The sequence below is a fragment of the Botryobacter ruber genome, assembly GCF_003347595.2.
Lineage (GTDB): Bacteria > Bacteroidota > Bacteroidia > Cytophagales > Hymenobacteraceae > Pontibacter > Pontibacter ruber_A.
In genome coordinates, this window is the sequence record NZ_QCZK02000051.1 from 118,108 (window position 1) to 137,033 (window position 18,926).

An 18,926-nucleotide genomic window follows, 5' to 3' on the forward strand; every position below is an offset into this window, starting at 1 on the left:
ACCTACCTTAGCTGCTGTACTATGAAAATCCTTACTGCTGCACAGACACGGGAAGCCGACAAATTTACGATCGCACACGAAGGAATTGCCTCTCTTGCCCTGATGGAACGCGCTGCCAAAGCCTTTACCGGCTGGTTCGAAAACAAGTTCACGCCCGCCCGGCAGGTATTTGTTTTCTGCGGGCCCGGCAACAACGGGGGCGATGGCCTGGCTGTTGCCCGTTTGCTGCACCAGCGCCAGTACCAGGTGCAGGTATTTGTTGTAGGCGACACCACCAAAGCCTCTCCTGATTTCAACGCCAACCGCGAAGCTTTGCCAAAGCAGGTAAATCTCACTGAAGTTACCGCTGCTTCTGCCTTACCAGCCCTGCCTGCTGATGCCTGCTGCATCGATGCGCTGTTTGGGACCGGCTTAAACCGGCCTGTCACAGGGTTGTACGCTGCTGCCATCGAACACCTGAACAATAGCACTTCCTGCATTACCGCCATCGACATCCCCTCAGGCCTCTACACCGACAGCCAGACACCTCCGGAAGGTGCCATTGTACAGGCGGCCTACACCGTCAGTTTTGAGCTGCCCAAGCTGGCCTTCCTGCTGCCCCAGCACGAGACCTTTGTGGGCGAGTGGCATGTGGTGCCCATCGGCCTAAGCCCGGAGTTTATCGACCAGGTGCCAACCGATACCTATTTCACTATCCTGCCCGATGTGCAACGATTACTGAAGCCACGGCGCAAATTCTCCCACAAAGGTACCTTTGGACACGCCCTGCTCCTGTGCGGGAGCTATGGCAAAATGGGAGCCGCTGTGCTGGCAGCACGCGCCTGCTTGCGGAGTGGTATTGGTTTACTGACTGTACAGGTGCCTTCCGCCGGTTACACAGTTTTACAGACAGCCGTACCCGAAGCCATGACCTTGGCTGATGGGAATAAAAAATACCTCTCGTCGTTGCCGGCTCAGCTGGAGAATTACAGTGCCATTGGCGCGGGGCCTGGCCTGGGGCAGGAAAAAGCAACCCGAACCATGCTGGGGCAGTTATTAGCCTCCGCTACGCAACCGCTGGTTCTCGATGCAGATGCCATCAACCTGGTTGCCGGCAGCGAAAACCTGAAAGCGCAGTTACCAAAGAACAAAGTCATTCTTACGCCACACCCGAAGGAGTTTGAGCGGCTGGTGGGGAAATCTGAAAACGACTACGACCGGCTGGAACGCCTGAAGGCCTTCTGCTCCAGGCACAGCTGCTACATCGTTCTAAAAGGAAACCACACCGTAATTGGTACGCCGGCAGGCAAGCTGTTCTTTAACTCAACGGGTAACCCGGGAATGGCTACCGGCGGCACAGGCGATGCGCTAACCGGTATCATTACAGCGCTTGTGGCGCAGCAGTATAGTTTAGAAGATGCTTGTGTGCTGGGCGTGTACCTGCATGGGCTGGCCGGCGATGTGGCGGCTTTCAGTGTGGGAGAAATAGCGTTGGTAGCTTCTGATCTGATAAAAAACCTGCCGATGGCTTTCCGGAAGCTAACCCAGGTGTAAGCTGTTGGCCAGGTACACCAGCCCGGCGTGCAGCAGCATGGCGCCATCGGCCAGCAACACATAGTACACCGGCGGCTTGTTCTCGGAAGAGAAATAAACCACAATGGCAGCTCCAACAGCACTAGCCACCAAAGCTGCTTCTGTGGTGCCGCTCTCGGTCAGCACGACCACCACCACATACACCAGCAGCAATACCAGCGAAAGCAGCTTCGTATTTTTAATGCCGATGAGCCCGGGAATGGTAAGCGTTTTGGTGGTGCGGTCGTAGGTGTAGTCGCGGATGTCGAAGAGCAGGGCCAGCGCCAGGATAAACAGGAACCGCCGCCCGAACAGGAGCAGCGCCTGCGGGCTTAGTATCTCCAATCCGGCATCCATCAGCGGGAACAGCGCGGTTACGACAGCCCACACATAGGCAATCAGGAACACCTTTAACAGCGGCACACTGCGCAGTGGCCGCACTTTTCTTGATTTGTACAGCACCGGGATGGTATAGCCTACCGATATCAGGGCCAGGTGCAGCATAAACCACACGTTCAGCTGCAGGTTGTACAGCCAGTAAATCATGGCTGCCCCTACTATAGCAGCTATGCCCAGCAAGGCTAATGCGGGCCGGTGCCGTTGCGTCCAGGTTTGTTCTGGCTTTCGTACCTGCTTCGGCTTGCGGAGCACACGCCGGATGTTGTTCAGGTTATAGGTAAACAAGGTAGCCAGAAACACAAAGGCTGCCACAGGAAGCGACACCGGAACACGGGCAAGCAGGGCAGTTTCTACGGTAAGAAAAAAGGCGCAGCAGGAAATGAACACGCTGCTGTACAGCACAGCGGAAAGTATTTGTCCGGGCACAGCATGTAACTGTAGTTCCTTTGCTGTTTTCCCTGCCACTATGCTTTCGTTGTTCTTCATACCAGCTGCAAGTTCGCTGCTTTCCTACCTGATTTCCAAAAATGCTTCACGGCTATAAACAAAAAAGCCTGACGCAATAGTTTTTTACGTCAGGCTTTTGAGGAAAGAAGTTGCTTATACCTGCTTTTCTTTTTTCCCGAATGTAGTGTTGTAGAGTTCGATGCTCTGGTTAATGATTTCATATGCCTGCTCACGGCCCAGGAACTGCTCTACGATTACCTCTTTATGCTCCAGTTTCTTATAGTCCTCAAAGAAACGACGTAGCTCCAGCAGGGTATGTGGCGGAAGCTCCGAAATATCGTTGATGTGACGAACGGACATATCGTTGTTGGCAACCGCAATGATTTTATCATCTTCCTCGTTATTATCGATCATTTGCATCACCCCGATTACTTTGGCATCGATCAGGCACATAGGCTGCACATCGATGGAGCAAATTACCAGAATATCCAGCGGGTCTTTGTCGTCGCAGTATGTTTGCGGAATAAAACCGTAGTTGGCAGGGTAATGAACCGACGAGAAAAGCACTCTGTCCAGTTTCAGCATGCCGGTTTCCTTATCCAGTTCATACTTTGCCTTGGAACCCTTCGGGATTTCAATGATAGAGGTTACTACTCCCGGAGCATCTTCTCCGAAGCTTACCCCATGCCATGGATTACTTTTTCTTAATTTCTCCATCTTAAATTTGTTTTACTTTTTGTTCCACCCCTGGTGGTGCCTGATTTGTATTGTTACTACTTCATTAATTCCTGCAAAGGTTTGCCTACCGTTCCGTTTGGCTCCTGGATATAAAGCCAGGAAGCAATGGTAGGGGCAATGTCTGCTACTTCTACTGCTGCCGAGCTTTCTCCGGGCTTCACATTCCAGCCGTACCAGAGCAGCGGCACGTGGGTGTCGTAGTTGGAGTAAGAGCCGTGCGTTGTCCCTTTCGGATTTCTGCCTCCTTCATACCAACCTGGCTGCAACACCACCAGCACATCACCTGAACGGGTAGCATTATAACCATTCACCATTCTCACGACCATACCCTCCGTCCAGCCGCTCCGCTGTATACTTTCTGCGGACATAGCTCGCGCCACTGCTTCGAAACGGGTTACGTATCCTGCTACTTTTTCCTGTACTTCCAGCCTGTTCAGTTTTTTGGACTCAATCAGCTTCCGGTTCAGGTAGAGCTGCTGGTTGGTATACTGTTCTACCCATTTACCTGCACCATAGGTTTTATCCAGGTACTGCTCGGTAGAGTCTCTTATGACTGCTGCTAAGGAAACGCCAGCCGGCACCCGGTTATCGCGCAGAAAAGCAGGAACCTGCACTGCGCCATGGTCTGCCGTTAAAAAGACCAGCACATTTTCTTTTCCCAGTTTCTTCTCCAGTTGGGTCAGCAGCTTTTCAAGTTCACGGTCCAGGCGCAGGTAAATATCCTGTATTTCAACTGAGTTTGGTCCGAAACTATGGCCAACATAGTCGGTAGTAGAAAAACTAACCGCTAAAAAGTCAGTATAATTCCCTTTCCCTAATTTTTCATTTTGTAAAGCTGCAATTGCAAAATCAGCAGTCAGGGTATTACCACCGGGCAACAAGCGCAACAGCTCGTAATCTTTTTTACGAATCGCAGGTATGTCATGCGGAAATACAGGCTGCTTTTCGCCGGGCAGTGTGTTTTCCCATGGCACATTGTCGGCCGAGCTTTCTGTATACTGGTCCAGCGGCAGCAGGGTATTCCACACCTGCCCCAGGTACTGGTCCGGGTATTTTTTGCTGTTGAACTCCTGTACCCATTGCGGCAGCTCATTTCTGTAGAAAGTGCTTGTGATCCAGTTCCCGCTAGGAGAATCAAACCAGTAGGCGCCATTTCCCATGTGCCCTGCCGGTAATATGGAGCCCCTGTCTTTCATGGAGATGCCTATTACTTTAGCCCCCATGTTGGTTGCCAAACGAAGTTCATCGGTTATGGTGGTCGTGTACAGATTGCGCGGCGACATCAGGCCTGCATCGGAGTTACTTCCTACTGTCTTTACAGTCTTATCTTCTACACAATACACCGATTTTCCTGTTTCACGATCATACCAGAAATTGCCAATGATCCCATTCAGGGCAGGTACGCTTCCTGTATAAATAGAGGCATGGCCGGGCCCGGTATAGGTTGGCACATAGCTGTATTGCGCATATTTAAAATTAAAGCCCTGGCTTACCAGTTTCTTGAAACCACCCGCGCCATATTTATCCCAGTAGCGGTACAGGAAGTCATAGCGCATTTGGTCTACCACTATCCCAACCACCAGCTTTGGTCGTGCTAATGTAGCTGCCTGCTGCTGCTGCGTTTCCTTCGTACCCGAAGTTGTTTTAGCCGTACCTGTGCATGCTCCCAGAAAAACGATGAACAGAAGTAACAAACAACTGCGTTGCAACTTCAGGGGTAACAATATACTAATTTTTTTATTCATTTTTACCTGTTACAGTTTTGGGCGTTCAAATTTAGCTACATTTTATGTGGTAAGCTGTTTTTTGTCATCTTCCTGTGCGAAGGCGCTTCTTCTTGTTTTCACACTTCTTTAGCCTGTGTTGTTTCTCTTTTTTTATTTTACCTGCAGCCACCACAGCCATTGCTGCTACAACAGGTTATTCGGGGCTTTGCAAACATCTCTCTTGCTGCTCCTACTGTAACCAAGGGTACTACTTATACCAAATCGCATAAAGTACATTCCAGTACATGACCTCCAGTAGTTAGCTTGACTGCAGTTCGCCCACAAGATCCCCTTCGGGAATGACAAAGAGGGAATTGTTTTGTGAAACTGATTAAATACTAGCTGGTATTACACATTATTTTTATTTGCTGCACCTGCCACCACACCCACTGCTCCTGCAAATTTTTTTTTCGGGTGCGAAATAAGAGAGGGGGCTAAACAAAAACGCCCACTTTTCAGATGGGCGTTTTTCTGCGTACTTATTTTTCTTTTTATCCTGCGGCCAACGCCTCTGCACCTCCAACAATTTCGAGAATTTCTTTGGTGATGGCGGCCTGACGTGTTCTGTTATATGTCAGCTTCAGCTCCTTCAACAATTCACCTGCGTTCTCAGTAGCCTTATCCATAGCTGTCATTCGGGCGCCGTGTTCAGAGGCATTCGATTCCAGTACCGCTTTATACACCTGTATCTTAAGCGACTTTGGTATCAGCTCCTGGATAATTTCTTCTTTAGAAGGTTCGAAAGAATAATCTGGTATAATTGCGGCAGACTTGTTCTCTTCAAGCGGCTTCTCTACAATCGGCAGAAACTGTTCTGTACGTACAATCTGTGTTGCTACATTTTTAAACTCGTTATAGATCAGATCTACCTGGTCAAATTCACCAGCTACAAATCCATTCATTGCTCTCTCTGCAGCTTCTCTTACTGTATCGAAAGAAAGGTTATGGAACGTGTTGGTGTAGTTGCTTATTACTTTATAGCCTTTTTTGGCCAAAGCTTCATTTCCTTTTCTACCTATAGTCAGAAACGTTACATTTCCGCTTGCTAACTGGCTGCTGTATTTTGTAGTAGCTAAAGCGATGGAAGCTTTAACAATATTTGAGTTAAAGGCACCGGCCAGGCCACGGTCAGAGGTTACAGCAATAATCAACACCCGGTTTACGTCACGCTTTACCGAGTATTCATTCGCTACTGCAGCACCTTCTGTAAGAGTTGACAAATTTGCTAAGATGCCGCTCAGACGCTGTGCGTAAGGGCGCATACGCAAAATGTTATCCTGTGCTCGCCTTAGCTTAGCAGCAGATACCATTTTCATGGCTTTCGTAATCTGCTGTGTAGACGATACCGATACGATCCGGTTCCTAACCTCCTTTAAATTAGCCATATATGTAGTAAATAAAGACCAGCAGAAAAATTATTGTTTCTTCCGCTGGTCTTTACCTTTATATTACTTGTTGTATTTAGCAGTTACTTCTTTTGCAACTTGTTTCAGCGTATCTGTAATCTGATCGTCCAGTTTACCTTTTCTCAAACCTTCCAGTACATCAGCATGCTGTGCACGAAGCGCTCTGATCATGTCGCTTTCAAATGTTTTCATCTCCGTTACCGGCACTTTATCCACCAGACCAGTTGTACAGCAGTAGATAACAGCAACTTGCTCTTCTACAGGCACTGGCGAGAACTGTGGCTGCTTCAGCATCTCCAGGTTACGACGACCACGCTCAATAGTAAGTTTGGTAGCAGCATCCAGGTCAGAACCGAATTTTGCAAACGCTTCCAGTTCACGGAACTGCGCCTGATCCAGCTTCAGTGTACCCGCTACCTTCTTCATGGACTTAATCTGTGCAGAACCACCCACACGCGACACCGAGATACCCACGTTGATTGCAGGACGGATACCAGAGTTGAACAGGTTGGTCTCCAGGAAGATCTGTCCGTCGGTAATGGAGATAACGTTTGTCGGGATATACGCCGAAACGTCACCTGCCTGCGTTTCAATAATTGGTAACGCTGTTAAAGAACCACCACCTTTTACCAATGGACGGATAGAATCCGGAAGGTCGTTCATGCCTTGTGCAATGGCATCAGAAGCGTTTACTTTTGCAGCACGCTCCAGCAAGCGGGAGTGCAGGTAGAATACGTCTCCAGGATATGCTTCGCGGCCTGGAGGCCTTCTTAGCAGAAGCGACACTTCACGGTAAGCAACCGCCTGCTTCGACAAGTCATCATATACAACCAGTGCAGGACGGCCTGTATCGCGGAAATATTCCCCGATAGCAGCACCTGTAAATGGCGCAAAGAACTGCATTGGAGCAGGATCAGAAGCAGAAGCAGAAACTACAACAGAATAATCCATTGCTCCACCATCCTGTAATGCTTTCACGATCTGAGCAACTGTAGAAGCTTTCTGGCCAACGGCTACATAGATACAGAACACAGGCTCTCCTTTTTCGTAGAATTCGCGCTGGTTCAGGATTGTATCGATCGCAACAGCAGTTTTACCAGTCTGACGGTCGCCGATGATAAGCTCACGCTGGCCACGACCGATCGGAATCATGGAGTCGATCGCCTTGATACCAGTCTGCAAAGGCTCGTTTACCGGCTGACGGAAAATTACACCCGGTGCTTTACGCTCCAGGGGCATTTCATACAGAGTACCTGCTATTGGTCCTCTGCCGTCTATTGGCTGGCCCAGCGTGTTTACCACACGACCAATGATACCTTCACCTATTTTTACCGAGGCAATACGGTTTGTTCTTTTAACTGTGTCGCCTTCTTTAATGTCAGTGTAGTCACCTAACAATACGGCACCCACATTGTCTTCCTCCAGGTTCAGTACGAGCGCCTGAAGACCGTTATTAAATTCCAGCAACTCGCCAGATTGAGCTTTAGAAAGCCCATAGATACGAGCAACACCGTCACCCACTGTCAGTACAGTACCTACTTCTTCCAGTTCTGCCTCAGAACGGAAGTTGGATAACTGTTCTCTAAGTATGGCTGATACTTCGTCAGGTCTTACTTCTGCCATGATTATAATTTATTAATATAGGGGTTGTCTTTAAATTTATTACTCAGTTTTATAAGGTTATATCTTACTGAGCTATCTACCTGCTGATCGCCGACACGAAGGATAAAACCTCCTATCAGGGCTGGATCAACTTTTTCTACTAATGTTACTTTTTTACCAGTCTGTGCTGCTACTTGTGCTGTAATCTGATTGCGCAGGGCAGGAGTGAGTGGCATGGCAGATGTTACGGTAGCTACTTGTATGCCTTTCAGTACATTGTACTGGTTACCAAACTCTTTTGCAGCGGCTTCAAGAAGCGGTTCACGATTTTTCCTGGCTACAATATCAAAGAAAGCCATTGTCAAACTGCTTACTTTCTGTCCAAAGACACTTTTGATGATGGCAAGCTTTTTATTTGACTTGACAATCGGGTTTTGTAGCAGCAACTGGAAATCTCTGTTCTGCGACACTACCTGGCTGAACAGCAACATATCTTCCTGCACTTGTTCTAATACACCTTTCTCAGAAGCTAATTCTATTAGCGATTTGGCGTATCTGGAAGCAACTCTGATATTTGACATAATATTCTTTTATAAGCAATGGCAGCATTACTGCTGCACTGTTTATTCTTATTTTAGTTCAGTGTTACTTCACTGATATAACGCTGCGCCAGCGCCTGCTGTGCTTTCGGGTCGCTCAGTTCAGTTCTTAGGATTCTCTCTGCAATTTCTACAGAAAGGGCACCAGCCATGTTTTTCACTTCAGCAATGGCAGCACGTTTCTCGTTTTCTATTGCTTCACGGGCCTGGGCGATCATTTTAGCGCCTTCTTCGTTTGCTTTCTGCTTCGCTGATTCTACCATGTTGTTGGCAGCTACAGAAGCTTCTTTCAGGATATTGTCTCTCTCCAGGCGCGCCTCAGCCAGTAATTTCTGGTTATCAGCCTGCAGGGCTTCCATTTCCAGTTTCGCTTTCTCAGCAGATCGCAGTGCATTTTCAATCGAAGCCTCCCGATCGTTCAGGGCGTTCATAATTGGCTTCCATGCAAACTTGCCAAGCAGGAACAGCACGATCAGGAAGGTTATCGTCTGCCAGAAAATTAGACCAATACCAGGGGTTACTAATTCCATTTTATATTAAAGTTGAAATATTAAATTCTTTTATTGCATGCCACTGTCGGGCCGAACTACATAATAACTTTTTGTTTTTGATCTCATCGTCCGGACCATGCGTCCGGACGTGAGATCAGCAAAAGCTTTAATTAGCCTTTGAAAGAGATTAGCAAGCAAACTACCACACCGAAAAGCGCAACACCTTCGATAAGGGCAGCAGCGATAATCATTGCTGTCTGGATTTTACCACCAGCCTCAGGCTGACGAGCGATAGATTCCATGGCAGAGCCACCGATTCTACCAATACCCAAACCAGCGCCCAGAGCTACCAGGCCAGCACCGATACCGGCACCCATGATTGCGAAACCTGCGCCTTCAGATAAAGCTTGCAACAGAATTGCTAATAACATAATTATAGTTATATATAGTTAAAAAAAAGAAATTCGGATTAATGATGAGCACCCTCTGCGTGCTCATGGTCATGATTGTGCTCTTCCACGGCACCACCAATGTACATGGCAGATAACAAAGTAAAGATATAAGCCTGCAACAGCGCCACGAACAACTCCAGGAAGTTCATAAAGGTAGCAAACGCCACACTAAGAGGCCCAACCGCAATACTTCTGAAAATAAAGATCAAGCTAAACAAGGACAGGATGATAATGTGACCGGCCGTAATGTTCGCAAAAAGACGAACCATCAGGGAGAATGGCTTGGTAATTATACCGATCAACTCTACCGGTATCATGATAGGCGCCAGCCAGACAGGAACACCAGGTGTTGCAAAAATGTGCGCCCAGTAGTTTTTATTCGCACTAAACAAGGTAATAACCAGGGTTAACGTTGCCAGAACCAGCGTCACAGCGATATTACCTGTTAAGTTGGCACCACCCGGCATCAGGCCAAGCAGGTTGTTAAACCAGATAAAGAAGAAGATGGTAAGCAGGTAAGGCATGTAGCGCTCGTATTTCGGGCCGATGTTTGCCTTTGCAATCTCATCACGGATAAAAATAATGATTGGTTCGAAGAAAGACTGGATGCCGCTTGGCGCTTTCCCTTTGTTGCTTTTGTAACGCGCTGCTATCACAAAGAAAACAATCAGCAGCAGTGCCACACTAATAAACATGGAGGCAACGTTCTTCGTGATAGAGAAATCGAACAGCCCGGACTGATCTTCCAGCGGCTCCCCGTCGGCGCCTACTCTGTAAATATGGCCATGCTCCAGCGCGTATCCGTTATACGACACCGTTTCATGGTTCTCGTCATAGAAGTTGTGAGAAGAAAAAACGTTTAACTCACCCTTATCAAGCAGAATTACAGGAAGGTATAAAGTAGCGCCATCAGCAAAATGCCAGTTGTAATCATCGGCAATGTGATGTGTGATCATGTCGCCTGGCTTGAACTCGCCGCCTTCTACCGGCGCTTCAGCAGAAACCGACAGCGTTAAGAAGGAAAACAGTAAGATAAATAACTTCTTCATTAAGAGAGATTTAGAAGCACCCTTTGGCAGGGAGAAAATTATACTTCGTTAGTGCTTTTCAAATGCGGGCGCAAGTTAGCCAACAAACTGTAAATTTCAAACCCGGTAAAAAGAAAATATAAAACAAAGAAGTTAAAAACGAACTGCAGTTCGTTTTCGGAAAATAGGAATACGTAAACAAACACCACTCCTATGCTCAGCATCATCCGAAAGCCCATGGTACCGAAATAATACAGCTGAAAATTATCACTGTCGTAGCTGATACCCAGGCGGGTGATATAAAAGGTACCAGCCGTAATCAGCACAAAAAAAGCCAGTATGTATAGTATATACGGATGCACCAGTTCGGTACCTGACATATAGTACAGAAGACCGGTTGCCACCCCAATCACACCTGTGTAGATGAGTAAGTTTCTGATAAAATTCACCTTTTACTGTTTTTTATTTAGAGATACTATGACCAATACCATCGACGCCACTACCGCCACCACCAGCAGCAGAATAGTGAACCAGGGATTTTTATTACCGAAATAGGCATCGAGTTTCATGCCAAGCCAGGCCGCCAGCACCATAGCCCCAATCATCTGGAAAGCCAGGCCCGAATACTTCATATAAGGCTTAATGTTACGCTGCCGTTCTCTTTCAGCGTCCTTATTTTCAGCTTCTTTCCCCATATTCAGTAATAAAAGACAAATTTACGCTTTTTAATTTAGCAAACTGTTTTCCGGCTAATAAAACTACGGCGGCAGTAGTTTTTTCTGCTCTTTTCACACCTTTTCCCGCTGAAACCATTTCACCGCTTCTATGGTTCAATAACAGGCTTGCAGAATATGCGACGCCGCCGCAGGGGAGACTGCTCGTAATTCAATTGTTTATTGTATTTTTGTTGTACAGCTTATTTTTTCGAAGCTTCCGGATTTACCTTTTACTTGTTCCTATACTTAACAGGGCTTCTGTAACGTTATTATTCATAAACTATTAGTGTTTCGCTATTATACATCCTGCTTATTTTTCACTTTGAACAAGCATTCGCTATACTTATTCTTACTTGTGGCCGGGCTGCTGCTAGGAGGGTGCTCTGTGGAGCGCAATAACCCCCTCAGCAAAGCTTACCACAACACCTCTGCCCGCTACAATGGTTATTTCCTGGCCAGGGAAAAAATGAAAACCATTGAAGAGGGCATACAGGAGCAAATGGTGTACGATTACAACCAGCCGCTTCCTGCCTTTCCTTCCATAGATTCCACTACTGCCAAAGCATTTGCCGCCGACCTGGAGGATGTGGTAAAAAAAGCGTCGCATCCGATACAGTGGCACAAGAACAGCAAATGGATAGACGACAGCTACCTGCTGATTGGAAAGGTGCGTTATTACCAGCTCAACTTCCCGGATGCGATTAAAACTTTCCGTTTTGTGAACTCTACCAGCAAAGAAAAGGAAACCCGGCACGAAGCCCTGGTATGGCTCATGCGCACCTTTCTGCAGATCGGGGACCTGGAAAGCGCGCAGGAGGTAAACAAGCATTTAAAGCAGGAGCGGCTTAACAAAGACAATGCACGGGAGCTTTACCTGGCCCGGGTACAGTACCACCGCATGCTCGGCGACACAGCCGCTGTTATAGAAAATCTGGAACTTTCGCTGCCCAATTTCGACGAAAAGGATGCGCAGTCGCGGGTGCGGTTTTCGCTGGCCAGGCTCTACCAAAGCACCGACCAGGACAAGGAAGCTTATAAGCAATACAGCAAAATACTGCGCAACAACCCGCCTTACGACCTGAGCTTCTTCAGCAGGTTGTATATGGGCCAGGTGTCGGAACTAAGCGATGTGCAGGATACCGAACGTATTGCCAGCTATTATCAGAAACTACTGAAGGATAGCAAGAACACCGAGTACAAGGATAAGATTTATTATGAAATGGCGCTGTTTGAGCTGCGCCAGCAGAACTACCAGAAAGCGCTGGAGCACCTGCGCGAATCCATAAAAACGCCAGGCACCATCAAAAACCAGAAAGCTTATTCTTATTTACTGGCCGGTGAAATCTATTTTGAGAACCTGAACAACTACAACCTGGCCCAGGCTTACTACGACAGTGCTGTACAGGTTTTCCCGCAGCAGGCAGCGCAGTACGAGGCGGTTGTGGAACGCAGAAATATCCTGACCGAATTTGCCAAAAACTACAGCACCGTGCAGACGCAGGACAGCCTGCAGCAGCTTGCCCGTATGGGAGAGGCCGAGCGGCTTGAACTGGTACGGCAGATGGTGCAGCGGGAGGAGGAAAAGCGACAGCAGGAACTTACCCGCCAGCAGGAGCGGGCTTTGGCCGCCGAACAAAGCCAGGGACAATCTTTTGGCATGAACCGCAACAACGACACAGGCATTGGCACACCTGCCACCGGAGCCGTCTGGTATTTTGATAACCCTGCAGCAGTAGCCACCGCCCTTGCCGAATTTACCCGCCGCTGGGGCAACCGCCCGTTGCAGGACAACTGGCGGATCAGGAGCAGAGGCGAAGCGACCGACCAGGCGCCGGTGGCACAGGAGCAGTTGCCCGAACTGCCTGGCGCTGAAACTGCAGCAGCAACAGAAGAACGCCTGGAGGCACAGGTACAGTCTTACCTGCAGAACATCCCGCTTACCCCCGAAGCCCTGGCTCAGTCCGACGAACAAATCGAGGAGGCTTTGTTTAACCTGGGCAATATCTACAGCCAAAAGTTAAAGGATCCTGTAAAAGCGGCCGAAACGTATGAGCAACTGCTGCAGCGCTTTCCTAAAACAGAGCATGCTGCCGAAACCTACTACAGTTTATTCCTGATTCATAGCAAAGCGGATGACGAGCGTAAAAACACTTATTACACCCGTATTAAGCAGCAGTTCCCGAACTCTACCTTCGCCAAGCTGGTAGACGACCCGGACTTTTTGTCTAAAAACGCAGCTGAAAACATTATTGCCCACACCCACTACGACTCTGCTTACCGCTACTACGAGCAGAAAGAGTATAAGAAAGCCGCCGCCAAGCTGGCTGAGCTGAAAAGCAATTATAGTTATAGTGACATACCGGATAAAATAGCCTATTTAGGGGTATTGGTAACAGCCCGAACCGAGAAGCCGCAGGTATTACGGGAACAACTCCTGCAGTTTAAAACAGATTATCCGAACAGCCCGCTGCAGGCCAATGCCGATAAGCTGCTCGCTGTTTATACCGACCTGGAGCAAAAGAACCTGCTGCGGCAGGAAGCGCCTTCGCTTACAGCCAGTGCAGAAAAAAACAGCACGCTGGCAACAGTTACGCCGGAGGAAAAAGTTAGCACAGAAATTGCAGTACCAACACCAGCAGAAAAAGCACCTGAAAGTCCGCAGGCAGCACCTGCCCTTACCGGTCAGCCTGAGCCTGCAGATACGGCAAAGCCGGAACAAGCTGCTGTTCAACCTGCTGATACGACCCAGCCGAAGCAGGTGGCACAGCCGTCTGAACCGGCTACGCAAGTGGCTCCGCAACCTGTGCCGGCAGATACTGCAGGTGCAGAGGCTATGGTGACAGCAGCAGAACCTGATCCGATGGCCTACTCCGCTGCGCCGGACTCCGCTTATTATGTGGTGATGGTTTACCCTACTACCGCGCCTGCTTTCAAAGATGTGGACCTGCGGTATGAGAAGTACAATAACACTTATCATAAGAAGCTTGGACTGACAGTTGAAGCTGCTGATTTTTCTGAAGATCAAACCATACTGGTGATGCGTTCTTTCTCCGATGAGAATGTGGCGCAGGATTATAAAACAAAACAAAAGTTTCCGCAATCACCGGTTGGCAGAATCAGAGGTGTAGAATTCACTACCTTTGTAATCTCTTCTGCCAACTACCAGAAGCTTTTGCAGAAAAAAGATTTGGAAGCCTATCTCGACTTCTACCGAAATAACGAATAACAAGTATTTATGACTACCCGTCAGAAATCAATTAAGAGCAGGAAAACTGTTTTCCCTAAAGTTGTTACAGCACTCTGGATCTCTTTTATATCCGGTTTTGTGCTGTTCGTCCTTTACATTTATGCCGTAAGCAATAACTTCCTGAATTTGTTCGGGGAGCTGCCCAACCTGCGTACGCTCGAAAATCCAAAAAGCGAGCTTTCTTCAGAAATTTATTCGGCAGACAATGTGTTGCTGGGCAAGTATTTCCGCGAAAACCGTTCTCCGGTAGAATACGAAGACCTGCCGGACAACCTGATCCAGGCGCTTGTTGCTACCGAAGATGCCCGCTTCGAAGAGCATTCCGGTATTGATGCAGAAGCTACCGCGCGTGTTATTGTTGCGGTTCTCACCGGTCAGTCGAAGGGCGGGGGCAGTACCTTAACCCAACAGGTAGCCAAAAACCTGTTCAGTACGCGTAGCGAAGACCTTAACAGGGGGCTCCTGAATAATGTCCCCGGTGTCAGGATGCTTATCCTGAAAACGAAGGAGTGGATTATGGCCATCAAGCTGGAGCGCTCTTACACCAAAAAGGAAATCATGACGATGTACCTGAACACCGTTGATTTTGGCAGTAATGCATTTGGGATAAAAGTGGCCGCTAAAACTTTCTTTAACAAAAAGCCACAGGAACTTGAGGTACAGGAATCGGCCGTGCTGGTTGGTCTGCTGAAAGCTCCTACCTACTACAGCCCTAAATTTAATCCTGAAAACTCGAAAAGACGGCGAAATGTAGTGCTGTCGCAGATGGTAAAGTATGGCTTCTTGCCGGAGGAGAATTTCCTGGCTCTCAAGGAAAATGATATTAAGCTGAAATACCATGTTGAAAATCAAAACATTGGTCTCGCTCCTTACTTCCGGACTGAAGCAAGCAAGTTCCTGCGCCAGTGGTGCCGCGAGAACGGCTACGACCTGTATGCCGATGGCCTGAAAATCTACACCACCATCGATTCCCGGATGCAGCAATATGCAGAGCAAGCCGTAGAGCAGCACATGAAAGCGCAGCAGAAGTTATTCTATGAGCACTGGAAAGGCAGAAATCCGTGGGTTGACAGCAATAACAAAGAATTAAAAGACTTTGTGCAGACCGCTATCAAACGTACCGACCGCTACAGAAGCCTCAACCAACGCTTTGACGGCAACCAGGACTCTATTAACTACTACCTCAACAAGAAAATACCGATGACCATTTTTACCTGGGAAGGTGAAAAAGAGGTGATGATGAGCCCTATTGATTCGCTTAAGCACTACAAGCATTTCCTGCAGATTGGTTTTCTGGCCATGGAGCCGCAAACAGGACACTTAAAAGCCTGGGTGGGTGGCATTAACTACAAGCATTTTAAGTACGACCACGTGAAACAAGGTGCTCGCCAGCCCGGCTCTACCTTTAAGCCTTTCCTGTATACAGCCGCGATTGAGAATGGCTACTACCCGTGCTATGAAGTGATCGACACAAAAGTTTGTGTGCCGCTGGCCGATGGCAACATGTGGTGCCCGAACAACTCGGATAATAAGTTCTCCGGGAAAAAATATACCTTGCGCGAAGCACTGGCTGAGTCTGTTAACTCTGTATCGGCTTACCTAGTAAATAAGCTGGGGGCAGAGACTTTGGTAAAAACAGCCAAGCGCATGGGCATTTCCACGCCACTGGACCCGAATCCTTCCTTAGCACTCGGGGTAAGCGATGTAACCCTTTACGACATGGTGGGCGCTTACGGTACTTTCGTGAACAAAGGAACCTGGGTGCAGCCAAACTTCATCACCCGCATCGAAGACAAGCATGGCAATGTGCTGTATGAGCCGCAGCCTAAAACTGTTGAAGCGCTTAGCGAAGAAACGGCTTACCTGATGGTGCACATGCTCAAAGCGGTAACCGAGAAATCAGGCGCTACAGCTTATTATGGCCTGCGGGTTCGAAATGGTTTAAAAAATGAGATTGGCGGTAAAACCGGTACCACACAAAATCAGTCTGATGCCTGGTTTATGGGTATTACGCCTAATTTGGTTTGCGGCACCTGGGTGGGTGGCGAAGATCGTTCCATCCACTTCCGGGACATTAGGTATGGCCAAGGCAACAAACTCGCGATGCCTGTGTACGGGGCTTTTATGCAGAAAGTATATGCCGATAAATCGCTGGATGTTTCAAAGGAGCCTTTTCCGAAGCCTGCCATTCCGTTGTCTGTTGAATTAGATTGTGCTAAGTACAACAACGGTATTTCTGTAGACTCCAGCCGACAGGAAGAATTTCTGCAGATGCCAACGGAGCTAAACCTTGATGCTGACATTTAACTTTTGCCTGCATGGCTGCCAACGAGAAGCTAAAGGAGAAAATTTCGCACCTGCCGCACAAGCCAGGCATTTACAAGTTCTTTGATGAAAAGGGCATTATTTATGTAGGCAAGGCGGTTGATATCCGGAAGCGTGTCAGCTCCTATTTCAACCGCTCTGCCCAGCATAATAAAAAAACGCTGAAGCTGGTTTCCCAGATCGAGAACATCGAGTTTACGATTGTAGACACCGAAGCCGATGCTTTCCTGCTCGAGAACAACCTCATCAAGCAGTACCAGCCCAAGTACAACATCCTGCTGAAGGACGGTAAAACCTATCCGTATATCTGTATTGTGAACGAGCGCTTTCCGCGCGTTTTTTACACCCGTAATAAACAAAACGACGGCTCCCGTTACTTCGGCCCTTACCCCAGCATTACAGCCATGCATGTGGTGCTGGACCTCATCCGGACGCTGTACCCCCTTCGCACCTGTACCTATAACCTGTCGCCTGAAAATGTGGCTTCCGGTAAGTTTAAAGTTTGCCTCGAGTACCACATCGGGAACTGCAAAGGCCCCTGCGAAAACCTGGAAGACGAAACTACCTATAACAGCTACATCTCGCAGATCCGAAATATCTTATCCGGAAATTTAGCCGTTGCCAGGACATATTTTAAAGAAAAGATGGCTGCGGCAGCAGAAGAATACCAGTATGAGCTGGCCCACCAGTTCAAACTCAAGCTGGACCTGCTTGATGATTTCCAGGCAAAGTCTACGGTAGTTAGTAATACGCTCACCAATATCGATGTTTTCAGTATTACATCGAACGATGAATGTGCTTTTGTGAATTACCTGAAGGTAATGAACGGCTCTATCATTCTGACGCAATCGCTGGAACTACAGAAAAAGCTGGACGAAATAGATGAAGACATACTGGCCTCTGTTATTGTGCAGCTCCGGCATGAGTTTGAGAGTACTTCCCGCGAAATAATCGCAAATATTGAATTAATGCTTCCGCTCGATAATGTTTCCGTTACCATTCCGCAGATTGGCGATAAGCGTAAGCTGCTCAACCTGTCGATGAAGAATGCCCTGTACCTGCGCAAGGAGCGGGAGGGACGCCAGGAGAAGAATAAAGACTTAAGCGAACAGCGGGAGCTACGCGTGCTGGAGACGCTGAAAAAAGACCTACGCCTGACGGAGCTTCCCCGGCAGATCGAGTGTTTCGACAACTCCAACTTCCAGGGCGATAATCCTGTGGCTTCGATGGTTTGCTTTAAAAACGGCAAGCCCGCTAAAAAAGACTACCGGCATTTCAATATTAAGACTGTTGTAGGCGCCAACGATTTTGCTTCGATGTACGAGATTGTAACGCGGCGTTACAAACGGTTGCTGGAGGAACAACAGCCGCTACCGCAGCTAATTATTATTGATGGTGGCAAAGGGCAGTTGAGCATGGCCGTTCAGGCGCTGAAGGACCTGAACCTGTGGGGGCAGATCGCGATTGTAGGCATAGCCAAGCGGCTGGAAGAAATTTTTTACCCGGGCGATAAGCTTCCGCTTTACATTGATAAAAAATCCGAATCGCTGAAGCTTATCCAGCGCATTCGCAACGAAGCCCACCGCTTTGCCATTACCTTCCACAGAAGCAAGCGCGATGCAGGCACACTAAAAACTTCGCTTACCGAGATAAAAGGTATTGGTCCTACTACAGCTGAAGCGCTTTTAGCTAAATTTAAATCCGTTAAAAAGCTAAAGGAGTTGTCGCTGGACGAATTAACGGCTGAAATTGGTAAAAGCAAAGCTACTGTCCTCTACAACTCCCTTCACAGCAGTTGATCTCTATTCTTTCTGTTGTGCAGTGGGTGTGGTGGCAGGAGCAGAGAAGTTTTTTTGTGTGCTTGCTACACATTTTTGTTTTCTGCACCTGCCACCACAGCTTCTGCTGCTCTTCTATAAATCGAAAGCAATTAATATTACCAAATAGAATAAAGCACCTTCCATTACATGACCTCCGGTAGCTAGCTTGACTGCAGCTCGCCCACAAGGTACTGTCTTAAAAGTCAAGTTTTTTTATAGGATAATTTTGTTATCTTTGTCTTACCCAAAAGAGAGCTCCCAGCCGAAAGGTCACGGATGTTCATCTTGTGTAGCCCCGCTAGCCGGGGCTACTTTTTTATGCTGCTGCGCAGCAACCCA

Annotated in this window: 15 protein-coding genes; 4 read left to right on the forward strand and 11 right to left on the reverse strand. The window is 48.0% G+C overall.

Features of this window, described 5'->3' with window-relative positions; all coding sequences use genetic code 11:
- The first annotated feature begins 21 nt into the window (after positions 1–21).
- The gene (locus DCW36_RS17115) at positions 22–1,533 is read left to right on the forward strand and encodes an NAD(P)H-hydrate dehydratase (RefSeq protein WP_114782019.1); all 1,512 of its coding nucleotides are present in this window, start codon (positions 22–24) and stop codon (positions 1,531–1,533) included.
- Here the strand turns inward: DCW36_RS17115 and DCW36_RS17120 are convergent.
- The 11 genes from DCW36_RS17120 to DCW36_RS17170 form a co-directional block, all read right to left on the reverse strand.
- Positions 1,519–2,436 (reverse strand): UbiA prenyltransferase family protein, encoded by a 918-nt coding sequence (locus tag DCW36_RS17120; protein ID WP_114782020.1) that lies wholly within the window; start codon positions 2,434–2,436, stop codon positions 1,519–1,521. The two genes, DCW36_RS17115 and DCW36_RS17120, sit on opposite strands and share 15 nt — an antisense overlap.
- Positions 2,437–2,550: 114 nt before the next feature.
- Positions 2,551–3,114 carry an inorganic diphosphatase gene (locus tag DCW36_RS17125; RefSeq protein ID WP_114782021.1) on the reverse strand — a complete coding sequence of 188 codons (564 nt, stop codon included), beginning with the start codon at positions 3,112–3,114 and terminating at the stop codon, positions 2,551–2,553.
- 56 nt (positions 3,115–3,170) lie between these two features.
- Complete coding sequence (gene pafA / locus DCW36_RS17130) at positions 3,171–4,880, reverse strand: alkaline phosphatase PafA (RefSeq protein WP_114782022.1); 1,710 nt, start codon at positions 4,878–4,880, stop codon at positions 3,171–3,173.
- 512 nt (positions 4,881–5,392) lie between these two features.
- Positions 5,393–6,286, reverse strand: a complete 894-nt coding sequence (gene atpG / locus DCW36_RS17135) for an ATP synthase F1 subunit gamma (protein ID WP_114782023.1) — start codon at positions 6,284–6,286, stop codon at positions 5,393–5,395.
- 63 nt (positions 6,287–6,349) lie between these two features.
- Complete coding sequence (atpA, locus tag DCW36_RS17140) at positions 6,350–7,930, reverse strand: F0F1 ATP synthase subunit alpha (protein WP_114782024.1); 1,581 nt, start codon at positions 7,928–7,930, stop codon at positions 6,350–6,352.
- 2 nt (positions 7,931–7,932) lie between these two features.
- Positions 7,933–8,490 carry an ATP synthase F1 subunit delta gene (atpH, locus tag DCW36_RS17145; protein WP_114782025.1) on the reverse strand — a complete coding sequence of 186 codons (558 nt, stop codon included), beginning with the start codon at positions 8,488–8,490 and terminating at the stop codon, positions 7,933–7,935.
- 53 nt (positions 8,491–8,543) lie between these two features.
- Positions 8,544–9,038 (reverse strand): F0F1 ATP synthase subunit B, encoded by a 495-nt coding sequence (locus DCW36_RS17150; RefSeq protein WP_114782026.1) that lies wholly within the window; start codon positions 9,036–9,038, stop codon positions 8,544–8,546.
- Between the two features lie 131 nt (positions 9,039–9,169).
- A complete protein-coding gene (gene atpE, locus DCW36_RS17155; protein WP_114782027.1) occupies positions 9,170–9,430 on the reverse strand; it encodes an ATP synthase F0 subunit C in 261 nt (86 codons plus the stop codon).
- Between the two features lie 38 nt (positions 9,431–9,468).
- A complete protein-coding gene (atpB, locus tag DCW36_RS17160) occupies positions 9,469–10,500 on the reverse strand; it encodes a F0F1 ATP synthase subunit A (protein WP_114782028.1) in 1,032 nt (343 codons plus the stop codon).
- Between the two features lie 38 nt (positions 10,501–10,538).
- Entirely contained in the window at positions 10,539–10,928 is a 390-nt protein-coding gene (locus DCW36_RS17165; RefSeq protein WP_114782029.1) for a hypothetical protein, read from the reverse strand.
- Positions 10,929–10,931: 3 nt separating this feature from the next.
- On the reverse strand, positions 10,932–11,174 hold the full coding sequence (locus DCW36_RS17170) for an AtpZ/AtpI family protein (RefSeq protein WP_114782030.1): 243 nt from the start codon (positions 11,172–11,174) through the stop codon (positions 10,932–10,934).
- 376 nt (positions 11,175–11,550) lie between these two features.
- Between DCW36_RS17170 and porW the strand changes: the two genes are divergently transcribed.
- The 3 genes from porW to uvrC are packed head-to-tail and all read left to right on the forward strand — an operon-like array spanning position 11,551 to position 18,566.
- Complete coding sequence (porW, locus tag DCW36_RS17175) at positions 11,551–14,421, forward strand: type IX secretion system periplasmic lipoprotein PorW/SprE (RefSeq protein ID WP_449374880.1); 2,871 nt, start codon at positions 11,551–11,553, stop codon at positions 14,419–14,421.
- A 9-nt stretch (positions 14,422–14,430) separates the two neighbouring features.
- A complete protein-coding gene (locus DCW36_RS17180) occupies positions 14,431–16,749 on the forward strand; it encodes a penicillin-binding protein 1A (protein ID WP_114782032.1) in 2,319 nt (772 codons plus the stop codon).
- Between the two features lie 11 nt (positions 16,750–16,760).
- Positions 16,761–18,566, forward strand: coding sequence for an excinuclease ABC subunit UvrC (uvrC, locus tag DCW36_RS17185; RefSeq protein ID WP_114782033.1), 1,806 nt, complete (start codon positions 16,761–16,763; stop codon positions 18,564–18,566).
- Positions 18,567–18,926: the final 360 nt, after the last annotated feature.